We start from the raw sequence: 24,562 nt of genomic DNA, 5'->3' as shown, positions 1-24,562 counted from the left end.
TGATGGAACAGCCGGTTTCTTCAGGCTATATCTCCTCCTATGAAACAGAAACTCATGCGATTTGCAGGTCGCACAAATACATTCTTCGCCATATCCAAACCAGTTGTAGTAATCTCTTCCATGACCGCATCCTCCTCAATGGAGCTCGACCCACCCATTCTGACACATGAAGGCCGTCGATGGGGCGTCCATACCATCCAGAGCGTCGTCCTTTAGCCAGAGCAACCATCCCAAGGTAAATAGGTTATCCGCAAAAGTTGGCGAAGACGCATATCAAACGGTTCGTAGTAAGCCTTTACTTCCAATGCGTCAGCGCGCGAAATACGTCCAGGATCAGGGCTCGGCCAAACAACTTCGCTTAGGTAGGGAGACTGCCAAAGGTGATCAACGCCAATAAAACTCAGAACATCAACTATGAGTCTGTCCGGCTTCAATCGGATATCGTCATACCAGAAAACGCGGGATTGATTGTTGAGAGGAAAATAACGCGCGTACTCCTCAATTATGCAAAAATACTCGCCTCGTTGGCGCATATACTGCAAGTTTTGCCGAAAACAATCGATAAAGCTAAGTTCGCGCGGGATATTTCCGAGGTAACGTGCCATTCGCCATTGTGAAAAAGCTCGATCAACCGGGTTTCTAAGAAAGTGCAAAATCTGGACGTTGGGACATTCATCGTGAATCTTTTTCGAGACGTGCCGAAATGCCCCATAATTCGGAGAGATATCACCACAGATCTGATCGGATCGTGCATCTCTAAAATGAGCTGCGTACCAAGCAGTGTCGTATAGCTTATGAAAGTAATTTATCTCTTTCAAACGCATATATATTTGCGGATGTTTTTCCAGTTGTCTGTATAACCACGTCGTGCCCGCCTTTTGTGCACCGACACAGATAAAATTCGGAAGCCGAGCCATTGTTTGGTTCATTCCTGATAAGTTAATAACTTTCACTTATACTCATACATCGCGATCAGCGAAAATTGTTGCATAACCAACGTTAGTTTTATTTAGGCAATATCCCCAATCTCCCTTGCGACTATGTTACGAACACAACATCGTTATGCATTCATGTCATCGGGTAAAAAGGCATCGCTGCTACCACAGGAAATGAAAGGAGGATTAACAAATTTATCCGACTCTAGACCGCCACTCAATCCATACTTCAATGGCAGTCCATCCAAAGTACGCGTATGTCCGCCCGCAGAACGTAAGATGGCATCGCCAGCCGCTGTGTCCCATTGCATTGTTCGACCAAGCCTCGGGTAAACATCAGCGCGTCCTTCAGCGATTAGACAGAATTTTAGAGATGAGCCAATTTGCGTTAATTTGGTAATATTCTCTTTCTTGAGGTAGGCCACTGTTTCATCACACATGTGAGAGCGACTTGCTACTGCTACTGCAATTTCGTCCGGCTTGCGGGCCGCTATAGGTAGCCATTGCGATAGACTAGAAGATTCAATCATCCGCTTCCAAGCTCCCGATTGGTCTCCTCCGTATAGAACACCGAGAGCTGGCGCATACACGACACCGCATACCGGAATTCCGTGCTCGATGAATGCTATATTCACTGTAAAGTCTCCACGGCGGTCGATGAATTCCTTGGTTCCATCTAGTGGATCGACTAGAATGAAACTTCGGTTGATTAGATCAGGTATACGCCCGTCCGCAACGGCTTCTTCGGCGACGATCGGAATCCCGGGCAACTGGTAAGAGAGAGCATCGAATATAACGCGCTCGGCAAACAAATCTGCATCGGTTACTGGACTTCGATCTCTTTTCTGTTGCACGACAGGTCCGGTTTCGTAATATTGCATTATTACTTCACCGGCTGTCATAGCCGCATTTATGAATAATTCGATCATCGTATTTTCACTTAAATCGCTGCAAATAGTCATAAACAATTTGCGCAAGTTGCTGGGGCGAACTGCTTGTTGTATAGAGCCTAATCTCAGGGTTTTCCGGAGCTTCGTATGGTGCATCAATGCCGGTAAAATTCCGGATATCGCCTTTCTGCGCGAGCTTGTAGAGTCCTTTGGGGTCTCGGCTGATACATTCATGAAGGGGAGTATCAACATACACTTCGATGAATTCGCCTTCGCCGATCAATTCGCGGGCCCATTGTCGTTCAGACCTGTACGGTGAGATCATACAAACAACGACGATTAATCCGGCATCAGTCATAAGGCGCGAGACTTCGACGACCCGGCGAATATTTTCCACACGATCTTCTTCCGTGAAACCCAGATCACGATTGAGCCCGTGACGAATGTTGTCACCATCAAGCAGAATCGTATGCCGACCGTCGGTGTGCAAAAGCTTCTCAACCAGATTTGCAATCGTCGATTTTCCTGAGGCCGGTAGCCCGGTAAACCACAATATCCGCGGCTGTTGTTTCATCAGATCAGAACGCGCATCTTTATTTACTTCAAGTGCCTGCCAGTGAAGGTTCAGTGCTCGACTCAGCGCGAAGTCGATCATCCCGGCACCGACCGTGGCGTTAGTCATCCGGTCGATCAGGATAAAGTTACCGGTAATTTTATTTTCACGATAAGGGTCGAAAGAAATGGCACGCTGTAAAGAAACATTGCAGACAGCAAATTCATTGATCTTAACAGTTCGGGCCGCGGTTCTTGCTTGAGTTTCGATATCTATGCAATGCTTAATCTCGGTAATCGTAGCCCCAACACTGTCGCACTCTGTTCTGAGTATGTAGCTTCGGCCAGGCATGAGCGGCTGTCTGTCAAACCAGATTATATGCGCCTGAAACTGGTCTGCGACGACAGGACGCTGGCCAGGAGCCGCAAGTATGTCACCGCGTGAAAGATCAACCTCTTCTTCGAGTTGCAGTGTTATCGCCTGCCCTGCACGCGCTTCTTTGTAGTTTCCGTCCATTGTAACGATGCTTTTGACGCGAGTTTGAATCCCAGAGCTTGAAACTACTACAGCATCCCCAACTGAAACTTTACCCGAGGCGATTTGGCCAGCAAAACCACGAAAATCTTGATTGGGGCGGGACACGTATTGAACTGGAAACCGAAATGGGAGATTCCGAGCATCTTGCTCAACATTCAAGTTCTCTAGATGTTGCAGTAGTGATGCACCTGTGTACCATTTCATTTTCGGTGAATTAGCTATTACGTTATCGCCAAATCGCGCGGACATCGGTATAGCCACCATCGTTTCGAAACCAAGCTGCTCGGCAAAAGCAGAGTATTCCGCGACGATCTCTTTGTAGACTTCCTCGGAATAACCGACCAGGTCGATCTTGTTTACCGCGACCACGACATGTTTTAACCCAAGGAGCGATACTATCAGCGAGTGTCGACGTGTCTGATTCTGAATGCCGTAACGGGCATCAACTAGAAGGACCGCAACATCAGATCCAGAGGCGCCTGTCGCCATGTTACGGGTGAATTGCTCGTGGCCGGGGGTATCGGCAACGACGAATTTCCGACGAGTTGTCGAGAAAAAACGGTAAGCTACATCGATTGTAATGCCCTGTTCGCGCTCCGCTTGGAGGCCGTCGACCAAAAGCGAGAGATCGACCTCCTGCCCAGTTGTTCCAAAGCGTGCGCTCTCTTCCTGAAGATTCACAATCTGATCATCCAGAACCGCATCGGTATCTAGGAGTAGGCGGCCAATGAGAGTGGATTTTCCATCATCAACCGAACCGCAGGTCAGGAACCGTAGAAGAGATCGGCTCTCTCTCATCTGTTCGTCATTGCGAGAATTGGCATTCATCAGAAATATCCTTCTCGCTTTTTTTTCTCCATGGATCCAATTTCATCCTTATCTATCAGTCTACCAGATCGTTCAGAGCAGCGCGCCGTTGAGGTCTCTTCAATGATCTGTTCGACAGTGGTAGCATGCGATTCAATCGCTGCTGTGAGGGGATAGCAGCCTAAAGTCCGGAAGCGTATCATACGCTCTTCGATCTGCTCGCCCGTTCGCAATTTCATGCGATCATCATCCGCCATAATCAACATATCACCGCGCTGAACAACCGGGCGACGCTTGGCGAAGTATAGCGGTACAACAGGGATGTTTTCTCTTAGAATATACTGCCAGATGTCCAGTTCAGTCCAGTTTGACAGCGGGAAAACGCGGATCGATTCACCACTCGCTATTCGGGTATTGTACGTCTTCCACATCTCGGGGCGCTGATTCTTCGGGTCCCATGAATGCTGAGCGTTGCGAAATGAGAATATGCGCTCCTTGGCGCGTGTTTTCTCCTCGTCGCGGCGCGCGCCACCGAAAGCAGCGTCAAACTTCCCATGATCTAATGCCTGCCTTAATGCTATTGTCTTCATCAGATGAGTATGCGCGCTCGACCCTTGCTCAAACGGATCGATGCCTTGGTTCTCACCCTCAAGATTTATATGAACGATGAGATCAAGACCAAGTTCACGCACAATCTGGTCCCGAAACTGGATCATTTCGCGAAATTTCCAGTTTGTATCTACATGCAATAAAGGGAACGGAATTTTCGCTGGATAGAACGCCTTTCGAGCGAGATGCAGCATGACCGAAGAGTCTTTACCTATTGAATACAGTAGAACCGGCTTCTGAAAAGTGGCCGCCACCTCACGAAATATGTGGATCGACTCAGATTCCAACCTTTGGTAGTGGGAAAGATTCATTGTTTTAGTACCATAATTAACGAAGCTTTTTGCAGAGCCAGATGTCGTCAGACAACAAACTCCAGGCCGATCTGATCATCACTGCAACTGTTAACTTGGAAAACCTTTACACTTGGCTGCCAAACTGGGGGCGAATTTGCTGCATGGTTCGAGCTGAGAGTTCTTGCATGCAGCCCCAGAAACAGTCGCCTTCTTTTGGATCTTCATCATATTTATAGTTATCATGGTAAACCGATTATTCTGAATCGGGCTCTTAACGCGTTCAATCATTGTGTGAGCTCAACGCTTCTAACTAACGGCGCCAAATACCCAGTGCTAAGGTTGCACGGGCGGGCGCCGTGATCAAAATAGTCCCCAAGAGATTGATGATATCCGCCACTGGTTTCAAATAGACCGGAAGGAAGTTCAACGATCAACGTACACTGCCAACCGGGATTGTACCCCAGTGCGCTGTGGAGAGGAATGTTCGATACCGTATGAATAAGTTGAGGTTTGCTCAATAGTCTGCCCCGACGTTCATCGTACCTGTAACGTAACGAACGTCACCGAACATTCCGTTTGACTTGAGCCATTTGTACACCAACGATTCCACAAAAATTGATGCGCCCGCCAATAAAAATGGTAACATTGAATTTCTCTCCGCATACAACCGTCAAGAACCCGTTCGAATTTTATTCATAATCGAGAACAACAATGGCAACCAACACTATAGAGGTTCGACGAATGCAAATTTAGCTGTATTTTATAAGATGATCATATTCTGATAAGGCGTAGATGGTTTGGGGGTAATACCGTATGTCCTTCTTAGGCCGTGTGGACGGATTTGATTAAGATGAAAGCAGAAGCGATTGCGACGATGGATCGGAAGTTTCTTGCTGTTTTCTCGCAGCGTAATGCGACACGTTTGAACCGTTTGAGCTTCCCCATCATTTGTTCGATACGTGCGCGACCTCGATAAAGCGCCGTGGCAAAATGCTTCGGAATATTACGCCTGTTTGATCTGTAAGGGATCACAGGGATAGCGCCAGCCTTTCGCGCAATCTCTCGATTAACGTCGCTATCATAGCCTTTGTCAGCAATGATAGCGCGGTGCCTGACTTGAGGGCCCGTGTCCATGAGGCTTTCAAACTGTTTGCTATCGGAGGCTTCGCCTCCGGTCAGTTCAAAGCCAAGGGGCTGACCATTTCGGTCGGTTTTCAGATGGATTTTGGTTCCGAACCCTCCACGAGACCGGCCGAGCGCTTGACCTTCCTGCCCCCTTTAGCGCCTGCTGCAGATACATGGGCGCGAATGACGGTGCTGTCGAACATAGCGATAAGATGAGCGCTTTCATCAAGCCCAGCCAAAATGGAAAAATAGTCCTCGAAAACACCTGCTTTACCTAAACGGTCAAAACGCTTCCATACGCTGTTCCAGTTACCAAACCGCTCAGGCAAAGCCCGCCATGAGATGTTGTGAAGGGTGAAATAATGCAACGCCTCAAGGAATAGGCGGTCATTTTTAGAGCAATTTCCCATCAGAAAGCATCATACCCGGCAGCCTTGAAGTAATTCCGGCATTCGTCAGGTTTGAACTGTTTGATGGCGTCGGCGATGGCCTGCCACAAGTCAGGGACGGTTCTGGCGGCTGCGGCCCGAAGCAAGGCCTTCAGTTTGGAGAATGCCATTTCAATCGGATTGAAGTCGGGTGAATACGGCGGCAGGTAGAACAGGCCTGCCCCTGCCGCTTCGATGGCGTCGCGAACGCCTGCAACCTTGTGGGCGGGAAGATTGTCCATGATGACGATATCGCCAGGCGTCAGTTCGGGAACGAGAACCTGGCTGACATAGGCAAGGAACGCGTCGCCGTTCATCGGGCCGTCCAGCACCATGGGAGCTGCCATGCCGCCCAGTCGAAGGCCGGCGGTGAACGTCGTGGTCTTCCAATGACCATGCGGGACGGATGCCCGGCACCGCTGACCTTTCGGTGCTCGACCATACAGGCGCGCCATCTTCGTTGAAGCAGAGGTTTCGTCGATGAATACCAGACGCTCGGGATCGAGGTCTGGTTGGCTTTCGAACCACTCCTGGCGCTTTTGCATCAAAGCTGGTCGCTCCTGTTCGGCCGCGTGCGCCGTCTTTTTTTACGCGTGATCCCGTGCCGGTCGAAGAACCGCCAGAGCGTGCCGATCCCGGCCCTTATGCCACTCTCAGCCAACCGCACTTTGATTTCGGCAAGGGTGATATCCGGCGTCGTCTCGTAAAGCGCAAGGATCGTGGCGGCATGGGCGTCGATGTGTTTCGAACGACGGTCGCCGCCCTGCTTGTCGGATTGAATGGTTCCGGTGTCGCTGAACTGCTTCTGCCAGCGAATAGCACTGGCGGCGCTCACACCAAACCGCTCAGCCGCTTGTCTGCGGGACATACCGGTGGCAATCGCATTCACAACGCGCTGGCGAAGATCGAGTGAAAGAGCTTTAGCCATCCATGCTGGCCTCCTTCACCAGCAGGGATGTTGAATCAGTTCGACACTGATTTGAAAACCCTGATTGATTCAATCAGACGGGAAATCGCTCTAGCTTTCGCGCCAACGGCTGGCAGACAAGTCCGAAAAACCTCAAGTGCCAGTTCATAGTCATTTTCTGTCATCTTGGTGCACATTACTGACCTCCAAATCACGTCAGCAATATGTGAATCACGTCGAGAGAAAGTCTGGAACCGGAAAACTTATACCTGAGTCAATTCGTCCACACGGCGTAGCAGGGGTGGCTCGCTCTGCACTGGTCTTCCGAGGGGTGCTCGGATAGCCCGATCCGATCCTCATCACAGGAGGACGAGCCCCCTCTGCCTGCTTCAAAACGAATGCGATCTGCGTTTCCGAAAACTTCGATGCTTTCACAGAAATCTCCTTCTCCCGGATAAGGGATCATAAACGGAAAATTCCAGTTCTGAATGGCCTAATTTATCGGGGGCACGCCAGGCGTTCAAACACTCGGCTTTGAACTTGCCATTGAAACTCTCGATGCAGCTGTAAACTGTCTTGCCGGGCCGGGATAATATGCATTCCGATCTGAAGTAACTACTTCCATATCAAGAACCGGTAAATACGTTTAAATACTGTAGAGAGACGGTATGTTTTGCTTTTCAAAATCGCATCTAACGATAGGTTCGCCGCCTCAAGGCGTTCACCAACTTGAATATTACTTGACACTCTCTGAGCCAATTCTCCTCTTAAGTCCATAATCTGTTGGCGAAGAGCGCCAATCGTATGTGTTAAATCATGAACTTCTTCCTCGTGAAGCTCCCGGAGAATTTGTGTCCGTGTATTGCTTTCTGAAACAAAGATCGTGCCGAACGTCCCTGAAAGAGTATCAAACTCAGCGTTGACTCGATCAAGCACCGAGGTCGCGCGTCGGTCGTTCGCATCGACTTCCAGCCTTTTGAATGCGAAATAGGCCTCCTTCACCCAATTAAGAACCGGCACCTCTGACTCCAGATCCTCAATAGCCATCTGATGATGCCTGTAGCGTGGCGATAAAAACTCATCTATTTCGTTGTCGGAACCCTCCGTGAGAACAAACGCAGTATCTTCAACCAGCTTTACAATTTTCTCGATGATTGGCCACTTATCATCCAACATGCCTTCATAAGAGACAAACGTCCTCGAATGCCCACGTGTTGCCCGTTCTGCGTCTAGTTCATGACGTAACCAGATCAACAATGCATATCCGCGAGTTATTTTGTCACGCACGTGAAGTGATGCTGCTACCTCGAGCGGATTTCGGTTGGTCAAAACAAACTTAGGTTCGACACCCCACATCTTAAACGCCGCGATATACAGAGGAACAAACCTAGAGATTCGCGGTTCTTTAAGTACAAATATCGGAGCTGTCTCATATTCCTCCCTCAACAGACGGCTAATTTCGTAAGTAAAGTGAGCTTGTCGATCCGGGGGCATGCGAGTGAATTCAAAACTGCGCCAGTCATCCCACTGGCTGCCACTCTCCTGAAGCATCTGCTCATGTAACCAGATAAGACTGCGCGGTTCCCAATGGCCGGTGGCATTGCTTTCATTGGCACCCAGACAGTTCACAGGAAGTGCAGCGCCTAGAATGTTGATGATTCGCGTGAGCACGCTCGTACCGGAACGATGCATCCCAAGAACGATAATGCCAGTGCGCTTTTTCTCTGGTGATTTAGAAACGTTCACTTCACTTCCATCCCACTGCGTAAGATATATACCAAGGCCATCTATTGCCTGCCTCTACCTATATTAAAACCGCAATAAAAGTTTGACTCTGGACGAGCAACATTTCTCCCCTCTAGAGATCAAACTAATAAGCCTTCCAGCTTCTTCATTTGCGTATGGCAATGAGGTACGTTAGAAATTCCTCACCGGACCATCCAAAATATTGTGACCAATATACAATCTATCGAAGTCCGGCAATTTGACCGCAGGAGTTCCGATGATGATGCATTGCGACGAAGTTGCTTCGATAATCGAAAAACGTGTGCGAGCAAAAGTTCCATTCAGTTTCGTTCGGTTGGGTGATGGAGAAGGCGGCTTACTGGACTTCGGCTCCTCCTCCACATTGGAGGATATTGATTATTTCAAAAGCCATTTCGGCAACGCGACTGATATGTCAGCAATCATAAATATCAGAGACAATCTGCTTTCCAGCATTGAAAGCGCTGATTTGATAGGTGTTCGAGACGATATCTGGTACGCGTCACAAAATGCTGCCACATTAGATGAACATGCACCGGACTTCCTGGAACGATTTCGTTCGGAATTTCCACTTCGGGCCGTAGAACGAGAAATCAATCTTTATTCTGCGAAACGAGTGTTTCGACTGTATAAATGGTCCCTACAACGTCGTCATCGACTTGCCAATGTATGTTCTCAATGGGTTTGTTATGATCTCGCCCTCGAAGGTTTTTGGGAACGATTAATTACTAGTTGCGGCTCTATTGGACTGATACATTGCTCACCGACTTTGCCGCAAAAGATTGAACGCGAACTGGGGGTAAAGGTGGAGTCTATTCTTGTGCCCGAAAAGGCAAACAAGCGAGCGCAGTGGTCACAAAGCTATTCTCCTTCTGATACTGCAGCACACTTTCCAACGCGCTTTGAAGAGGTCTCGGAGCAATTACGTCGTCCCCTAAATGGAAAGATATATTTAGTTGGCGCGGGGCTGGTTGGCAAGAAATATCTCGATATCATCAAGCACCATGGCGGGATCGCGATCGATGTGGGTGCGCTTCTTGATAGCTGGGATGGTAGGGCAACACGGCCTTTAGTTTATGAGGACAAACTTTCTGGCGACCACAGGCGGGAGCAAGCTCTGAAACTGTTTCGACTCGATTACAGCCGGTTGCACCTGAGATAGAATACTGCCTGCGTCATGCTCTGACTTACTCTGTTTTCGAAAGTTTGTGCTCCGCAAGGCTGGAGTCAAAGATAAAGTCGTTTGAAAATCAGTTTACGAACGCCGATCAAGGGTTTTTCAAACGCATGGAAAGACAGAAAGCCAATCATCAGGGAAAATCCTACAGCTGAAATCAGCCCAATCGGAAAGAACCAGTCTTTCGTCCACATGATAAAAGCCCAATGAAATAAGTATACTGAAAAACTGATTTCACCAATTTTTCGCAGAGGAAATGAAGCAAACAAACTATTCCAACGACCGGCGTCGTTGTAGATTCCGTATATCAGGATTGCCCACAACATACCAAAAGTTGTGTGGTGTCGGGCAAGTTCACTCTTGAAATCCCCAAAGTAACCTGTCTTGTTGAACAGGACTAACGCAGCAATTGAAAAGATTGCGACGTAGGCACATATTCTTCCTGTTGCACCATGCGGGCGTGGAGAAAAATGCGTCACCCATGCCGCTGTCACGCCCGCTCCAAAACAGACCAGATAAGGGGCGACGGACAAGTAATTCTCTACAGTTACCGTGGGCCCATAGTACCGAATTGCGATGAGCGACGCCGCCAAAGCAAGGAAAGTAAGATATATGCCTATTGCTTTCGTAAGCTTTTTTAGTGCAATTACTATGAAAGGAAGGAGGAGATAGAACTTCATTTCCACCGGAATGGTCCACAGATGCTTGTAGGGAGCTTGCAACATCAACACACAAAGCATCTGCGAGTTTGTTTCGAAACCGTCAGGATCGATCAATCGGTAAAACCCCACGGCGATGACGAAAGGCGGCACAATCCGCGTTAACCGAGCAATGGTGTAGCGCACGAGGGAAACGAGCGAAACACTCTCTTCTAACAGTCGATGTGTGAGAAGGAAGGCACTAAGTACAAAAAATAGCCAAACACCAATTCTAGGTATTCCCCCCATCAAACCGGGCCAGGACACCCAAGCCCAACTAGATCCAAACGCATGCCCGACAACCACGATCAAACATGCAAGCCCTCTAAGCCCATCGAGTTCGTGATTTCTCATTATACGTTTTCATTGTTGTGATGGTGCAATTTAGAACAGTCCTGAGCTTCTTCGGTATGATAAAGCATTGCTGTTTATGAAAGCAGAGCGCTCATTAGTAAACCGTGGTAAGCCTTAATACCATTAATACGCGATTGGTTTGAATGATTTCAGTGATCATTTCGTATAATAAAAGTCATATTATGATATTCCGCGCCAAATCCCCGCTGTATTGTTGAATTCCTGGTTGCTAAAAGACGGAATACACGTGGTACCGATCTGCTGTTGGCCCGCAATGTATGCACCGAATATGTCCAATCAAACCGAGCAATTGTCCAATTTGAGATAGAAATGCAAAAATCGAACAGCGCCAATGGTGGGGAGATTATAACGGTTCTAGGAATGCATCGAAGTGGAACAAGTTGTCTCACAGGAATCCTTCAAGAGGCTGGTCTTCATTTGGGAGAGGTTGTTACGTGGGCACCTCACAACCTCAAAGGTAACCGCGAGAACATCAGCATAAGAGAGCTAAACGACCAAGTGCTTAAGTTCAATAACGCTGACTGGGACCATCCCCGAATTGTAACAACATGGCCGGACTATTTAGCCCTCCAACGTGATAGGATCATTAATTCTTTTGTTTCGGACGATGTCCAGAAATGGGGATTCAAGGACCCGCGAACAACGTTTACCTACCCATTTTGGCAGCAGGCAGTGCCGTTAAGATTCGTCGGCACGTACCGTCATCCTCAGCTCGTAGCCGCGTCACTGAATGCACGGAACGGCTGGGATATGGGGCGTGGGTTGGAGCTGTGGTTCGATTACAATCGAACCATGCTGGACCTTTGGCATCAGAAAAACTTTCCAATTGTTCGTTTTGATCAACACCCAAGCGAGTATATGTCTGACACGCAAATGGTACTCGAATTGCTTGGGCTTCCGCCGGGGGGCGTTCGCTTCTTCGATAGCGAACTGGTTCATCAGTCAATCGACGAGCAAAATCTCTATGCGCCTCTCCCAGACCACATCGATCAACTTTGGCGGGATATGCTCCTCCACTACTCGGAGACCACCTGAAATGGATATCTCGGTCATTGTAAACTTCCATAATATGCGGAGAGAGGCTCCCCGCACCCTTTTTTCTTTATCTCGCGCCTATCAGCAGGGAGTAGAGAAAATTCAGTACGAAGTTGTTGCGATTGATAACAACTCACTTGAAAAAATACCTGAAGCAGACGTGAGATCTTTCGGCGCCGAGTTCCGATATGCGCCACATTACAGTGATAGTGTTTCGCCAGTTGATGCTATCAATTACTACGCTTCTGGGAGCGAAGCACACATCGTCGTGATCATCATTGATGGCGCGCGGATACTTTCACCGGGCATCCTTGCTCTGATCTATCGTTGTTTTCAGGCGCTAAAGGATCCTTTCGTATATACGCTTGGAATGCATATTGGGCCGGAACTTCAAAACAATTCTATCTTAAAAGGATACAATCAGACCGTTGAGGACGAACTGCTGAACAGCGTAGCGTGGATAGATGACGGCTATCGCTTGTTTGATATATCTTCGTTGGCACACTCGGCGCACAACGGCTTCTTTTCGCAGTTAAATGAGAGTAACTGCTTCGCTCTGACGCGATCTGCGTGGTCCTCCCTTGGTGGTCTGGACCGGCGCTTCCAGACGCCAGGCGGCGGATATGTAAACCTCGATTTTTTTAATCGGGCAGTGGGGACAACAGGACTGATTCCTGTAATGTTGCTTGGCGAAGCGACCTTTCACCAAGTTCACGGCGGCACTGCCACAAACGTGCCTTGGGAGCAACATCCCTACCCCCAGTTTGAAGCCGAGTACCAGCTGCTTGTAGGGAAACCGTATCAGCGGGCAAAACATCATCCATTCTACTTTGGTGCATCCGCTATCAGTTTACAAAGCCAGCGACTGTTTTTTCCCTCTCAGCCCCCCCCAATTTCGGCCGACGAAACCGCGGACCAAATGTTAGTGCCACTGCCTCAAAGGAAGGCCAGTCGCTGGGCAATAAAGAGCGTCCGAAAACTGTACCAATTCCTGAAGTTTAAGCCAACCAACCATTTCGATTGAGTACCCTACTAACTGTGGTTCGTGAGCGTCCGTCGAAGGGATTTTCGCTTGGTCGAGAAGGTAATCCCCCCGTTTTTAACCTATGCGATTCACACAATTCCCGCTGATATTCGTGCACCGTATTTGATCTCATAATAACGCCTGAGGCCGCGTGAGAGCGTTGCGGGGCCAGGCTTGCCGTAGTAGCCGGTCCAAGCTCCAAGCCTTGCGATGATCCAAGTGGCAAAAGCCAACGTGTTCGGCGGATGAGGATTTTTCTGGCGTGCGGTTGGAGCCTCGCCTTCGTAGTCCTTACAGATTGCGAGAAGCAAAGGCCTGTCATCAGGATCAAAGGCATCGACGAGTGCCTGACCGGAAGGATTGTCGCGGGCGCGCAGCATCTGGGTGACCGTCACTGCAGCAATGGCTGCAAGGGCAGCGAAATTCATGAAGACCTTCGGGTCACTCATCCTGGCATTCTCTATCTTGAACCCCGCCGACTTCAGGGTGCGGAAATATTCTTCGATAAGCCAGCGCTTGCGGTAAAAATCCAGCATCAGATGGGCCATGCAAAAGTCTTCAACCTCATGGCTGGTGAGCAAGCGCCAGTGGATGGGCTCTGCACCATTCGGGGGATCAATTTCACAGATATCAACCAGATTAAGTTTGACCATCTCAGGCAAGCATTTGAGGTCAAGGCTTGGCATGCCGCGTTCCGGTCTCTTGATCGTCACGGGGCCGAAGCGCAGCGCCAGACGCACCTCTCGGATTGGCCTGCCAGGACTGGCGGGGATCGTGACATTTATGCGTTCAGCTTCCGGCAAACGGGAAGCATATCCAAACAACTTCTCGCCGTTAACAAGGTTGCGGTTGGCACTGGCTCGGATCAGCACCTGCACATTCTCAGGCTTCAGTGCAAAATCCTCATAAAGATCGCTTTCCCTGTCTGAAACGACCGTGATGCGCAAAGCCTTGGCCAAAACCTCGCTGGCCCGCCTTGCGCCATTGAGCCATTTCTGGGATTCCTTTTGCTCCAGGGGCCTGCGTGCGTGATGCAAGTCATTTCGTTTACCGCGGTTCCACACCGCAATGTCGGCGAGACCCACCAACTCACCACTCATTGCATCGACCGCCAGCACAGGATGCAGCAGAACTCCGCCCAGAAAGCCACCACGACCGACTGGCCCAAAACCCGCCTTCCGCAACTTCGGCCCGCCCAGCACAATCTCGCTAGTGTCCTGGATGGCCAGAATATCGCGGCCCGCGACACGCTCCCTAGTTCTATTGCCTGCGGCTTCGCTCAAAGCTGCAACTGTCACCGAGGGGTTGCGTAAAAATCGCCCAAAGCCAACCTCGCCGCGCCGCTGGCCTTTAGCAAGCTCATGAATACATGAGCCTGGCCGAGCCACCAACGCCTCATGGCACCACGTCCCCTTTTTTCTAGCCGCAGATCGCCAAATCTGCCGACTGAAAACCGCTTCAATTCAATACCGTTGATGCCCATCTCAACCTCCTGAGCAAATCAGCACTCAGTGAATCAGTCTTTTACAAGAAATGCTAGTTGCTCAGAGATGTGTGCATTAGATAGTTAATTGCCGGGGGGATTACCATTCGGCAATCGGATATAACGTACCGATTGCCTTGCATAATCCCGGTGGCGTTATCAGCCAGCCATTGGGGTGAGAGCCGGATAATTCTAATTCTCGGCGGTCCAATGTTGGGGCTCAGTGCAAGGCATGTAGGAACTTTACCGAACCACTTCTTTACCACCCTCCACCGACATTGGCGTTCGCGGCCCAGTCTCCGTCCGCACCGTCGACCTCAATCTCAAGACACGTCTTTAACGACGTCGCTAAAGACGTGTCTTACGTCACGAGGCCTTGCTTCAACAGGTGGTGGCAATCGGGCCATTACGTTCTGAACGCCCTATGCCACTGTAATATGAAAGCTACTCGCCACCGTTTAATAGAGTTGCAATTGTTGTTTTAGCTTATGCAAAATACTCCAGATGCTGTACTAAAAATCATTATTGCTGGGGAAAACTAAGCGCCCCTGCATTCGTTGAAGAACGACGTCCGTGACAATTTCAAGAACGTTGTTCACCAAGAAGTCAGCACCGTGCTCAATATGAAATTCCTTCAGACTGAGGAACCGATAACCGTCTGAGACGATATCATAATGGGTGTGCCACCCGAGATCGTTCACTTCTTGTTGGCTAAATCGCGGCTTTCGATCTTTCAGGACTTTCTTCAACCCGTGCTGCGTCGACCGAATAGGAAAATGGTCAAGAATAAATCTATATGGAAAAACTCGCTTTCCTGGGAACTGCGCGTGATGCCCGCCTGTTGATGAAAGGTCAATCAAATGGCTTCCTTGCAGCCACGCTTTGGTCTGCAGAAAATGGGATGGCTGCTTGGAAAAATAGCAGTGCGTGAAATGCTCAACAGGATCAATTTTACCACAGAAATCGTCATCTAGCGGTGGATACTCGACAACGCCAAATTCAACAGCACTGCTTCCGTATTCTTGGGCGATTGCGAGCCCACGGCTTAATGAGATGTCTGACCATGGTGATGTACGTAACTCGTCACTATCGATATGAATTATCCAGCGCCCCATAAAACCAAAGCCGATTTCAGCTTTACGCGTTAGTATCGCTCTCCAAACGTATTCCGTTGTAGGCTCAGAAGGGAATCTTTCGAGTGTAACTCTGCTGGGATATTCTACTTGTAAGTTTTGAAGTATTTCAAATGTGCCATCATTTGACCAGTTATCGAGAAAATGAAGATCTATTCCGCTGTCCAGGTGCTTTCTAGACAACTGCTCAATGATGTCCGAGTCATTAAAGCATGATACGATTCCTAAAGGACTTATAGAAAGATCTTCGCAATTCCTATTGATCGCACGATCCAATATAATGACGCTGTTGTACTTTTTCCGTTTCATATTATCGCTTATGGAGTAGCCAGCGAATGCGGGCTTCATGCTATGTGCTGCAAATAAAGCGGAGAGCTCAGACAGCGTCCATTCCCGAACATGCGCCGGATTTACAGGTGGACCATCATGCAAATATCCGTGCAGCTTTTCGCGGTCAGGGGTCGATAAAACAATAATGCCACCAGAATCGTATATATGCTTTAAACAATCAATTAGCCCCAACGGAGACCTAAGATGTTCAATCACGTCAGCACAGATAACAACTGACGCTTTCCAATCAATTTTTGGCAATTGATTCCGGTTGGAATTCTCTAGATCTAGGTCAAAAGTTACGCATTCGGGATAATGCTCTTTAAAAAAAGCAACGTTTACGCCGAAGTCAATCGCATATTTTTTCTTTGCTGTGGAACCTATTGAAGCAAGTTTCTTACCGTTACCTGATCCAATATCAACAATTATACTACGTTCAGTTTGACGAAATATGAAATCAGCCGCGTAGTAAATCTCCGGCTGATGAACAACTATCTTACTTAAAAAAGAACGGTCATCAAAATAATCATTTTCAAGCCGTTCTTTATATGAAATCGGCATATGAAATTCGTTGATCTCGACGTTACTCATAGTGGCCTCGTTCAAATAATCTTATCTATAGTATTCATCAAAAAACGTTCTACAGAGATGTCATCTAGACATCTATCTAGATACTCTCGATCAGATAACACGCCCGAATCCTTCACATCCTCTACATTATATTTCACTACATTGAGTGATAGCTCGTTCATATCTACCGTACGAACTAATCTGGAAAAAGGGAAGTCCGTGTCACCGGTCGGATCCGTCAATACGGGTACACCACAAGCAGCAGCTAGATAAACACGAGGTGCTAGTGCTTGGATATCATCCGCATGTATGTTGAGGATGCACCGGGAGCGCTTGAATAATTTTCCTAGTTCACTCCCGCTAACCCCATGTTCAATCCAAAGAAATGACACGTTATGGTTTTTCAAACGGGATAGAATCCTTGACCGTCTCTCCGTCGCCTTACCAAGAAAAAGAATGTCCCACTTTTGCTTGGGCATGCGGCTAGGATTAAAGTAATTAGTGTTTACGGGTATGACAGCATAATCATCAATAGGAAGGCCGTTTTGTTCTATGAAAGATTTCGAGCCCTTATCGTAGTGATAAATTCGATTAAAGCCATCCTTCTGCAGATGAGAAATCATCGAAAGCCTGCGGTCCGTTTCCGAGGATGTTTTTACGGTACCGTCGACTGCAATTTTGGGAAGAGGTTCTGTAGAAAAGCCTATCTTATACCCAGGAATGGCGGTTAGATTCGCAGCTTTATGTAATTCTGGTCGATAAATTAGGGTTATGTCCGGCCTAAACAATCTTATATCGTCATAGACAACATTGGAAAAATGATCGTAGTCAAACCAGGCAACGTCAAAGAAACGTGACTTTAACTCACAGAAGTGGTTTTCGAAGTAAACTCTGTGCCCTAGACAAGCAACGCGCGTCTTCATCGCGTAGCCTCTTCCAGTCTGCGAAAACCGCTAATTCGGCGTAGAAATGGCGCTAATAGCTTCCATGCTCGACTATGTTTGAATAGCAGATCGGCACGTTCAGCAATATAGTGAGACCTTGTAGGCTGCAAAGAGCTAGTCGCTGAATTTGAACCGCGAGTTAATCGATCAAGCATGATTCCACCGTTATACTCGCACATCGATTTGAACAGCGTGGAAAAATAGGCATTGTTCGACAAGTTATCCATCAACTCCCTGATTAACGGCTTTTGTTCTGGTCCCGCGAAAAGAATACCTAAGCCAAACTGGTGAGACATCTCGAACGACGGATAATTATTTTTGACATTATGCCAGTATAATCGCACAGGATCGATCGGATTCGGATGATTGACAGTTGTAATAATAACTATCCCATCAGTCGACATTTTGGGCATCCATCTGTCCATAACTGTGGAGATTTGTTCTCTGTCATGAAGATGGGAAATCGTCAGTAGGTCAACGGAACCATCATCAAATAATTCATGGCTTTTTTCCATTTCGCCAACCGTTACGGTGGATTGCGGATAATTATTGGCAACACTCCTCAAAATATGCTCGATTTGGGAGTTAGCTTCAGTGTTTTTACCATCGAATATTCCATAGCAGGACGTATCTAGTTTGAAATGACGGACTGCCGAACTGACTGCTTCCAGAACAGAGCTATTCGCTACACCAAGATCAACGATGACATTGGGAGTGGAGAGCCGCGTTAAAAGGCTAATCGGCGGTATATGACCGAGCAATGTGTTGGGTGTGTGAGTTGCAGGGAGTGCAAAAAGGCACTCCGTTAATGCCCACCCAAAAATCTCAGAATGATTAACCAAAGGTCTCTCCCTATATCGGTAGGTTTGCATTGTATGGACGATTAATTCGATGGAAACTAACGTGACTTCGATCTCGGGTTAATATTTTATATTGATATCAACAACATTGATTCAGTGTCCGAATCTTCAATCTCACCAAATTTTGGTATGAAAAAGACACCTACCCACACAAGGAAGTGGCTCTGTTTTTCTTTTTTGCACCACATCATTGCAACTCACTTTTAACTCCGTCCGTTTGAATTGCGTTTAACTTTTACAATAGATGTGTTTTTGCAAGCTTCTTCTCTCACTACATTTGGCCTGCGAACGAGACAACGACCTTCCTCTCAAATTGGCTTTGAACAATCGGTGACTACCTAGCAAAAGCAGCGTTAAGATGCGTTAATGGACGTTGTATACTTTTTCTTGAAATGAAAAAAAGGCCTCTCAATAAGAAAAAATGTACACACTGCCAGAGATAGTGAGGCGGGGAAGGCAATAAGGAAAGATGTAACGAGCGCGTCTAATCTTTCCGTATCAGTAATATGTAGACGAGGGATTAATCTGTACGTAAATGATATGGCAACCATATGCATTATATAAATAGAATAGCTAGTCTCACCCAAAAATCTTACCACTTTATCCAACGTATGAGGCATATCTATTGAGCAGCGCATATATGAACAAGCAAAGTATCCCCACATGATTGCTTCAATTGTGGGCCAAACCACCCAGATGCTGAGATGGGGCGTGCCAAAATAACCTCCAGCCAAGTTAAATGTAAACATTATGGCCAATACAATAGCTGCCGACAAAATAAGGTGGAACGGGTTTCGCAGGGCTTCTTTATACCTGCTCATAAAGTGGGCGAAGATCATCCCAATTAAAAATTGATCCAAGCGTCCTACAAGAGTCATGTAAGAGATTTCGCGCACTGTCCCCTTCATAAGAAAGATCCAGAGTTTCAGAAAAACCATTAATGCGAGTAAAAGAAACGCGTAACGTATGCCTCGACGATTGACAGCCATCATAATAAACGGGAAAATTAAATAGAATTGAAACTCAACCGCAATAGTCCAGAGCTGGCCAAACATTGGTATCTTTGACAGTTCAACGAGACTAAAAACTGGAAATGTCAAAAGCAATGTTTGCACAGATGAATACTCTGTATAGTTCATCGATAATGCTATTACTATAGCAAATATATATAGAGGATATATTCTGGTTATACGATTAAAGAGATATTTTCCATATTGTATTTCCCTACCATCTCCGATGCTTCCAAATAAGAACCCACTTAGTACAAGAAAAAGGCCAACACCTGTATGACCCTGCATGAAAAGGCCTTTTATTGGATTCAAACTGACCTCTCCGAAATGACCAATACTTTCTACGAACCCGTGGTATACGACTACAAGTGCTGCTGCATAGAAACGTAAATGGTCCATTCGCCCGATGTAAGCGATATTCTTACTCGAATTGATTATCACAGTCAGATTGCTCCATTTTTGCGCCACGCTTGATTTATCGTTTGTCGGAAGCCCAAATTCCGATTGCTATTGCAGTAAACGCTACAACCGACAAGGCTTTATTGAGAAATAACATTGCCAGTTTCAATTCTAATCGATCTAATCATCTCCCAAATCGATGAATTGGTGAAGCGCAATGAAAGAGCCCAACTTAGGTTATTAAAGGCAGATCCAACAACAACACCCCGCGCATTGCACAGGTAAAAAATGAAAAGACTGGTTCCGAGAATCTTATTTACGCTTTTCTAACCAGTTACTAAATCTTAGATAAACTGATATACTTCAGACAAGAGCCTCATCAATTATTGCAAACCGTGTTTAACCGCATACAACGGGCTCTAGAGAAGCTGCCAATCCCGAACCATCGCTTCAATTTTCCTCTGTGCTTCCGCGATCATTGGAGTGTAGCGCTCGTTTTCGAAGCCCCAAAGAGTCGAGGTCGCGTCCTCCTTATGACCAGCAATAAATGGGAGCGTCACTACAACGCGAAGGCCCGCGCGACGCTCCAAATATCTATCAATAGTATTATTCACAGCATCGGTATTGAGAGGATTCCATTGAGAAATAATTTCCAACGCACTTTTACTATATATATTAAACACTGTGCTGGTCATCTTATCGATGGTGACATAGGTGCGCCCACCTACCTCTTCGACAGCAAGAATTTTTGCTGAAGGATGCACATCCGCCATCAAGCCCGAAAAAATATCCCAACTTGATTTTCTTGCATCGAGATACTCATTAATCTCTTTAAGGACATGATTAAAGTCGTTTGGAAGTTCTACGTCATCTTCAATAACGGTTAGCATACTCAAATTATTTGCAAGAGCAAAGCGTGATAAAGCGCTAAAGCTACCACCACAACCGATCCACCCCAAGCTGTGTCGAATGCCGTCAAACAATTCACAGCCCTCTGGCAGCGACTGCGCTATTGCTCTTCGTCGTTCTATTGTCTCGGGCAGCGAAAGTGCATAAAAGTCACTTTTTTTGACCATGTATATCGGTTGGCCGAGAATGATATTGGCTGGAACTACTCCAATGGCTACTAAAAAGCGATCCATCATAAAATTGAAACGTGCGGCGCTAGCAGTAACCGCGCTTCCAACCGTTAGATCTATCATTGCCAAATTATCCAGCATGTCCGACGCTTGCGTCATCATACTGTCGACACAACCTTGACTGAAAAACTTTACTGCACCTTCAAGTTCAGGATACTCAACTTGATCAGTGGTACCTTCAGAAAGAACCGGTACGCCCAACGAGATACACTCGCATAGGCGGGGCATTTCCAACAAAGCACCTTCATAGTAGTGAATGTTGATAACGATTTTCGCTTTACGAATGAGGGCGTAGAGTTCATCACCAAACAAATCATTACATACTTTTACGCTGTATTTTTCTTGTAGCTTTTTAAGAAAAATTCGCCTTCTTTCACTACTCAAACTATCGCCATAAAAAATAAAGTCATATTGTTTAGGCTCTTTAACATTTAAAGTATCAACGTCCGGCGATGCACCAATCGGTAAATAGTGCACTTTGGGATAGCTTATTCCATTGTTGGCAAGAAATTCGATATTCGTTAGCGAATATTCGAGAATTCCGAATGAATCGTTGAGCACCTTCAAGTACTCTGGCGTAAACCATCGAGAACTTACAGATTGTTCCAGCTGAAAGATCAATCTTTTGTTTGCTGGAGGCAGACGTTTGAACATCTGAGCACATAACACGATATAGAAATCATGATCATAGCTCTTTACCGAACCCGTTACAATTTCGCTTTCAATTCCATGGTGTGCTAAGCGCTCAGCTATTGTTTGCGCGATGAAAAGTGTATGCGGCGTGCAAAGAATTCCCCACACGATGCCATTTCCGTTAGCTAACTTTCGACTTAATTGGATGTGGGAGTATTCCCGTCCGTACCACTTTAAGCGGCTAAAAAACCCGGAAAAGTCTCCTCGCGCCAAATAACGGATCGCGTTTGACAGTTGCCTAAATCTTCTTGAAAGCTCTGACATGATGGAGAAATTCCAATCGCTAGGATTTAAATGGAAAAGGGCTGACCTAGAAACCATTAGTGGCTGACCCCACAAAGGAGCGCAGTTTCTAACTGAATTCCTCGAACTTGGGGGATTTTGAACTAATTGAACGCATTCAAAATATTAGATATTCACCTAACTCGATTTCAACGCTCAACATTTAGACAGAGTTAGCTAATTTCCAAAGTAAGCAGGTAAAACGTCACCAGGAATACCGTCCATTTTGACTCGGCCATGCTCGAGCCAGATAACTCGGTTACAATTCTTTTCCATTAATTCTTTCGAATGGCTGGCGAGGATCAAGATTCGTGTTGAATCCACCAGCTCGCGCATACGTCCATTAGCGCGCTCCTTAAAGTCCTGATCGCCAGTTGAAAGCCACTCATCCATTATTAGGATTTCAGGGCGAACGGCAGTAGATGTAGCAAAAGCCAATCTTAGTTGCATTCCAGACGAATAGGTACGGAACGGAACATCGAGAAACTCTCCTAGGCCCGAAAAATCCGCAATCTGATCAAACTTCTCTGCTATTTCGTTTGGCGACATTCCCATCATAGCTGAGCGAAGACGGATATTCTCCCGTCCCGTTGCATCAGGATCAATACCCAGATTGATATTAATCAATGATACGCAATTACCGTTTATCACTGAGCTACCGTGAGTGGGTGTATAAATACCCGACAAAACGCGAAGAAGAGTAGTTTTTCCAGATCCGTTATGACCGATCAAACCTACGCGATCCCCGTCCCTAAATGTCATGGAAACATCATCAAGACCACGAACAATCACTAAGCGGTCCGTGCGCCTTTCTATTTTACCACCCGTTGCTATGCTAAGGACTCTATTTTTGAGCGAGCGGCTGGTTGAGTTGTAAATCGGGAACTCAATGCTAACATTCTGAAGCTGAATTAAACTCATTTTCTACAACCAATATGCTACGCGCCAACGATACCGCCCGAAAAATACAATTGCGATGGTCCAACCAATTATCGCACATGCAAAGCCGAAGGTCCAATCAAGCAGAGTCGGCGGAAAACCGAACAACGGAGCTCTTACTAGCTCGATAAAGTGATAAAATGGGTTCCATTCGATGAACGCACGCGAAACATGATCGGGCAGTATCTTAACCATCCACATGATAGGAGTAGCATAGAAAAGTACTTGCAGAATATTTGTTACCACTTGGGTCATATCTCGAAATCTGGCACAAAGCGTTGCTAGAATAAGCATCATCCAAGCTAAGTTAACAATCAACAATAAAATACCTGGAATTGCCCAAAGCGCGCTTAAACTAATTACTTTGCCGAAAATGAGAAGTAGAACAGGAAATATGACAATATTATGAGCAAAAATTATTATATTGCGCCAAACCGCACGCATTATATGGGTGAACAATGGCATTCGAACTTGTAAAATTATGCCGTCAGAAGAAGTAAATGTCGTACATCCTTCGTTTAGACAAGTAGAGATAAAGCCCCAAGTAATAACGCCCGCACACAAATATGGCAGGAACTCATGCATCTCGCTTTGAAAAAGCGTTCCAAAAATTAACCCAAGCGCGCCGATAAACACAGCCATGTTCAAGGTAAGCCAGAAAGCACCTACCCTAGAGCGGCGATAGCGCTGAGCAACATCCTGCCAGCCGAAAATCAAAGCCAGTCGATACTTTAACAGGGCCTCACTAATATCGCGAATAGCGACTGCGGCACCTTTTGTCGGCTCGGCGATTACAGCTTCGTGAGGCACAGCTACACTAGAAATGTCTGTGCTCATCATATTGTCCGTCTACTCTTCTATTTTTCACGATTGTCACTTTCTGGAATGAATTTGGATTCAACGCCTTAATAGGTTAATTGAAGAAAAAATCTGCGATGTCAACACTCTGGTCGCCCGTGAATGAGGCGCTTTTGGGGCCTTATTCTGCATTAATGTCAGTCACATTCGCCGCGGGTTGGTAAAATCCAAATCATCCTGATGTAATTTAAATTTTGGTGCTCTTTATTATAGCGCATCATTCTGATGTGTTTAGCGAGCTATTTTATCTCAGTATCGCCGCCAGCAGCGATCAGGTTGTTTGAGACTGAAAGCAAGGTGACGCGCGCCGATATTGCGTCCCAAAAGTGTGGAGGAGACGCGGACGCCATTAGAAAATATTTCCGCGCCGCTGAAGATTCTGAACCTGATGTCTGACTGCCATGTCATATCCGTCATCTGGAGCTGACACGAAACCGCGGTTCATCAGAATCGGCATGTGTCATAGCTCGTTGCCACAGTTAAGTGCACGCCCGGCGAATATGAAAATAATGAGGATTCCCAGCCAGAGGGAAATTTGAACAAAATCAATAGGCCGCTGATGTTGCTCTTAATTCATGGCTGGGGCGCCTGGATTCGAACCAGGGGATGCCGGTACCAAAAACCGGTGCCTTACCGCTTGGCTACGCCCCAACAAATCAGATCAATGCGACTGATTGGGCGGGCTTATAGCCGCTCCCCGCGCCAAGTGCAATCGCCTATCGACGAAATCTGACAAGCTTTACGAGGCCTGGGGATAAAGAATTT

At 46.9% G+C, this 24,562-nt stretch carries 20 protein-coding genes and 1 tRNA gene; 3 read left to right on the top strand and 18 right to left on the bottom strand.

Features of this window, described 5'->3' with window-relative positions; translation table 11 throughout:
- Positions 1 to 212: 212 nt before the first annotated feature.
- From CES85_RS07100 to CES85_RS07060, 8 genes are all read right to left on the bottom strand, one after another.
- Positions 213 to 953, bottom strand: coding sequence for a sulfotransferase domain-containing protein (locus tag CES85_RS07100; RefSeq protein WP_157743424.1), 741 nt, complete (start codon positions 951 to 953; stop codon positions 213 to 215).
- Between the two features lie 107 nt (positions 954 to 1,060).
- Positions 1,061 to 1,897 (bottom strand): 3'(2'),5'-bisphosphate nucleotidase CysQ, encoded by an 837-nt coding sequence (gene cysQ / locus CES85_RS07095; RefSeq protein WP_157743423.1) that lies wholly within the window; start codon positions 1,895 to 1,897, stop codon positions 1,061 to 1,063.
- Entirely contained in the window at positions 1,872 to 3,743 is a 1,872-nt protein-coding gene (gene cysN / locus CES85_RS07090) for a sulfate adenylyltransferase subunit CysN (RefSeq protein WP_095445231.1), read from the bottom strand. Before cysN ends, cysQ begins: the two co-directional genes overlap by 26 nt.
- Positions 3,743 to 4,693, bottom strand: a complete 951-nt coding sequence (gene cysD / locus CES85_RS07085) for a sulfate adenylyltransferase subunit CysD (protein ID WP_280523384.1) — start codon at positions 4,691 to 4,693, stop codon at positions 3,743 to 3,745. The genes cysN and cysD overlap by 1 nt, the downstream gene beginning before the upstream one ends.
- Before the next feature lie 753 nt (positions 4,694 to 5,446).
- Complete coding sequence (locus tag CES85_RS07075) at positions 5,447 to 5,842, bottom strand: IS5 family transposase (RefSeq protein ID WP_235889509.1); 396 nt, start codon at positions 5,840 to 5,842, stop codon at positions 5,447 to 5,449.
- The gene (locus CES85_RS07070; RefSeq protein ID WP_095445228.1) at positions 5,839 to 6,159 is read right to left on the bottom strand and encodes a transposase; all 321 of its coding nucleotides are present in this window, start codon (positions 6,157 to 6,159) and stop codon (positions 5,839 to 5,841) included. The genes CES85_RS07075 and CES85_RS07070 overlap by 4 nt, the downstream gene beginning before the upstream one ends.
- A protein-coding gene (locus CES85_RS07065; RefSeq protein ID WP_095444992.1) for an IS630 family transposase occupies positions 6,159 to 7,105 on the bottom strand; the annotation gives its coding sequence in 2 pieces (ribosomal slippage) (positions 6,159 to 6,760 and positions 6,760 to 7,105; 948 coding nt in all). The genes CES85_RS07070 and CES85_RS07065 overlap by 1 nt, the downstream gene beginning before the upstream one ends.
- 594 nt (positions 7,106 to 7,699) lie before the next feature.
- Positions 7,700 to 8,830, bottom strand: coding sequence for a sulfotransferase family protein (locus CES85_RS07060; RefSeq protein ID WP_095445227.1), 1,131 nt, complete (start codon positions 8,828 to 8,830; stop codon positions 7,700 to 7,702).
- 256 nt (positions 8,831 to 9,086) lie between these two features.
- Here CES85_RS07060 and CES85_RS07055 point away from each other — a divergent pair, with 256 nt between their 5' ends.
- Positions 9,087 to 10,010, top strand: a complete 924-nt coding sequence (locus CES85_RS07055) for a GT-D fold domain-containing protein (RefSeq protein ID WP_095445226.1) — start codon at positions 9,087 to 9,089, stop codon at positions 10,008 to 10,010.
- Between the two features lie 65 nt (positions 10,011 to 10,075).
- Here the strand turns inward: CES85_RS07055 and CES85_RS07050 are convergent, their stop codons facing one another.
- Entirely contained in the window at positions 10,076 to 11,077 is a 1,002-nt protein-coding gene (locus CES85_RS07050; RefSeq protein WP_095445225.1) for an acyltransferase family protein, read from the bottom strand.
- A gap of 330 nt (positions 11,078 to 11,407) precedes the next feature.
- Between CES85_RS07050 and CES85_RS07045 the strand changes: the two genes are divergently transcribed.
- Both CES85_RS07045 and CES85_RS07040 read left to right on the top strand, forming a co-directional pair.
- Entirely contained in the window at positions 11,408 to 12,133 is a 726-nt protein-coding gene (locus tag CES85_RS07045; protein ID WP_095445224.1) for a sulfotransferase family protein, read from the top strand.
- A gap of 1 nt (position 12,134) precedes the next feature.
- Positions 12,135 to 13,157 (top strand): hypothetical protein, encoded by a 1,023-nt coding sequence (locus CES85_RS07040; RefSeq protein ID WP_095445223.1) that lies wholly within the window; start codon positions 12,135 to 12,137, stop codon positions 13,155 to 13,157.
- Between the two features lie 89 nt (positions 13,158 to 13,246).
- Here CES85_RS07040 and CES85_RS07035 read toward each other — a convergent pair whose 3' ends face one another.
- The 9 genes from CES85_RS07035 to CES85_RS06990 form a co-directional block, all read right to left on the bottom strand.
- Positions 13,247 to 14,545, bottom strand: coding sequence for an IS4 family transposase (locus tag CES85_RS07035; protein ID WP_244923173.1), 1,299 nt, complete (start codon positions 14,543 to 14,545; stop codon positions 13,247 to 13,249).
- 607 nt (positions 14,546 to 15,152) lie between these two features.
- Complete coding sequence (locus CES85_RS07025) at positions 15,153 to 16,694, bottom strand: methyltransferase domain-containing protein (RefSeq protein ID WP_095445221.1); 1,542 nt, start codon at positions 16,692 to 16,694, stop codon at positions 15,153 to 15,155.
- 11 nt (positions 16,695 to 16,705) lie between these two features.
- The gene (locus CES85_RS07020; protein ID WP_095445220.1) at positions 16,706 to 17,596 is read right to left on the bottom strand and encodes a glycosyltransferase family protein; all 891 of its coding nucleotides are present in this window, start codon (positions 17,594 to 17,596) and stop codon (positions 16,706 to 16,708) included.
- Positions 17,593 to 18,459: a hypothetical protein gene (locus tag CES85_RS07015; protein WP_095445219.1), complete on the bottom strand. Its 867-nt coding sequence runs from the start codon at positions 18,457 to 18,459 to the stop codon at positions 17,593 to 17,595. The genes CES85_RS07020 and CES85_RS07015 overlap by 4 nt, the downstream gene beginning before the upstream one ends.
- Positions 18,460 to 18,830: 371 nt before the next feature.
- Positions 18,831 to 19,886 (bottom strand): acyltransferase family protein, encoded by a 1,056-nt coding sequence (locus CES85_RS07010; RefSeq protein WP_167388253.1) that lies wholly within the window; start codon positions 19,884 to 19,886, stop codon positions 18,831 to 18,833.
- Between the two features lie 419 nt (positions 19,887 to 20,305).
- Positions 20,306 to 21,982 (bottom strand): CgeB family protein, encoded by a 1,677-nt coding sequence (locus CES85_RS07005; RefSeq protein WP_095445217.1) that lies wholly within the window; start codon positions 21,980 to 21,982, stop codon positions 20,306 to 20,308.
- A 195-nt stretch (positions 21,983 to 22,177) separates the two neighbouring features.
- Complete coding sequence (locus tag CES85_RS07000) at positions 22,178 to 22,921, bottom strand: ABC transporter ATP-binding protein (RefSeq protein WP_095445216.1); 744 nt, start codon at positions 22,919 to 22,921, stop codon at positions 22,178 to 22,180.
- 3 nt (positions 22,922 to 22,924) lie between these two features.
- Positions 22,925 to 23,776 (bottom strand): ABC transporter permease, encoded by an 852-nt coding sequence (locus CES85_RS06995; RefSeq protein ID WP_095445740.1) that lies wholly within the window; start codon positions 23,774 to 23,776, stop codon positions 22,925 to 22,927.
- A 597-nt stretch (positions 23,777 to 24,373) separates the two neighbouring features.
- Positions 24,374 to 24,448: transfer RNA gene (locus CES85_RS06990), tRNA-Gln, on the bottom strand.
- Positions 24,449 to 24,562 lie beyond the last annotated feature (114 nt).

The organism is Ochrobactrum quorumnocens, assembly GCF_002278035.1.
GTDB classification, from domain to species: domain Bacteria; phylum Pseudomonadota; class Alphaproteobacteria; order Rhizobiales; family Rhizobiaceae; genus Brucella; species Brucella quorumnocens.
This window is presented reverse-complemented; position numbering and strand designations above follow the sequence as displayed.

Bases quoted from the DNA above. Each gene is read 5' to 3' on its own strand.
- cysQ (WP_157743423.1), bottom strand. From the start codon at position 1,897: ATGACTATTTGCAGCGATTTAAGTGAAAATACGATGATCGAATTATTC.
- cysN (WP_095445231.1), bottom strand. From the start codon at position 3,743: ATGAATGCCAATTCTCGCAATGACGAACAGATGAGAGAGAGCCGATCT.
- CES85_RS07070 (WP_095445228.1), bottom strand. From the start codon at position 6,159: ATGGGAAATTGCTCTAAAAATGACCGCCTATTCCTTGAGGCGTTGCAT.
- CES85_RS07055 (WP_095445226.1), top strand. From the start codon at position 9,087: ATGATGATGCATTGCGACGAAGTTGCTTCGATAATCGAAAAACGTGTG.
- CES85_RS07050 (WP_095445225.1), bottom strand. From the start codon at position 11,077: ATGAGAAATCACGAACTCGATGGGCTTAGAGGGCTTGCATGTTTGATC.
- CES85_RS07045 (WP_095445224.1), top strand. From the start codon at position 11,408: ATGCAAAAATCGAACAGCGCCAATGGTGGGGAGATTATAACGGTTCTA.
- CES85_RS07040 (WP_095445223.1), top strand. From the start codon at position 12,135: ATGGATATCTCGGTCATTGTAAACTTCCATAATATGCGGAGAGAGGCT.
- CES85_RS07025 (WP_095445221.1), bottom strand. From the start codon at position 16,694: ATGAGTAACGTCGAGATCAACGAATTTCATATGCCGATTTCATATAAA.
- CES85_RS07020 (WP_095445220.1), bottom strand. From the start codon at position 17,596: ATGAAGACGCGCGTTGCTTGTCTAGGGCACAGAGTTTACTTCGAAAAC.
- CES85_RS07010 (WP_167388253.1), bottom strand. From the start codon at position 19,886: ATGGACCATTTACGTTTCTATGCAGCAGCACTTGTAGTCGTATACCAC.
- CES85_RS07005 (WP_095445217.1), bottom strand. From the start codon at position 21,982: ATGTCAGAGCTTTCAAGAAGATTTAGGCAACTGTCAAACGCGATCCGT.
- CES85_RS07000 (WP_095445216.1), bottom strand. From the start codon at position 22,921: ATGAGTTTAATTCAGCTTCAGAATGTTAGCATTGAGTTCCCGATTTAC.
- CES85_RS06995 (WP_095445740.1), bottom strand. From the start codon at position 23,776: ATGAGCACAGACATTTCTAGTGTAGCTGTGCCTCACGAAGCTGTAATC.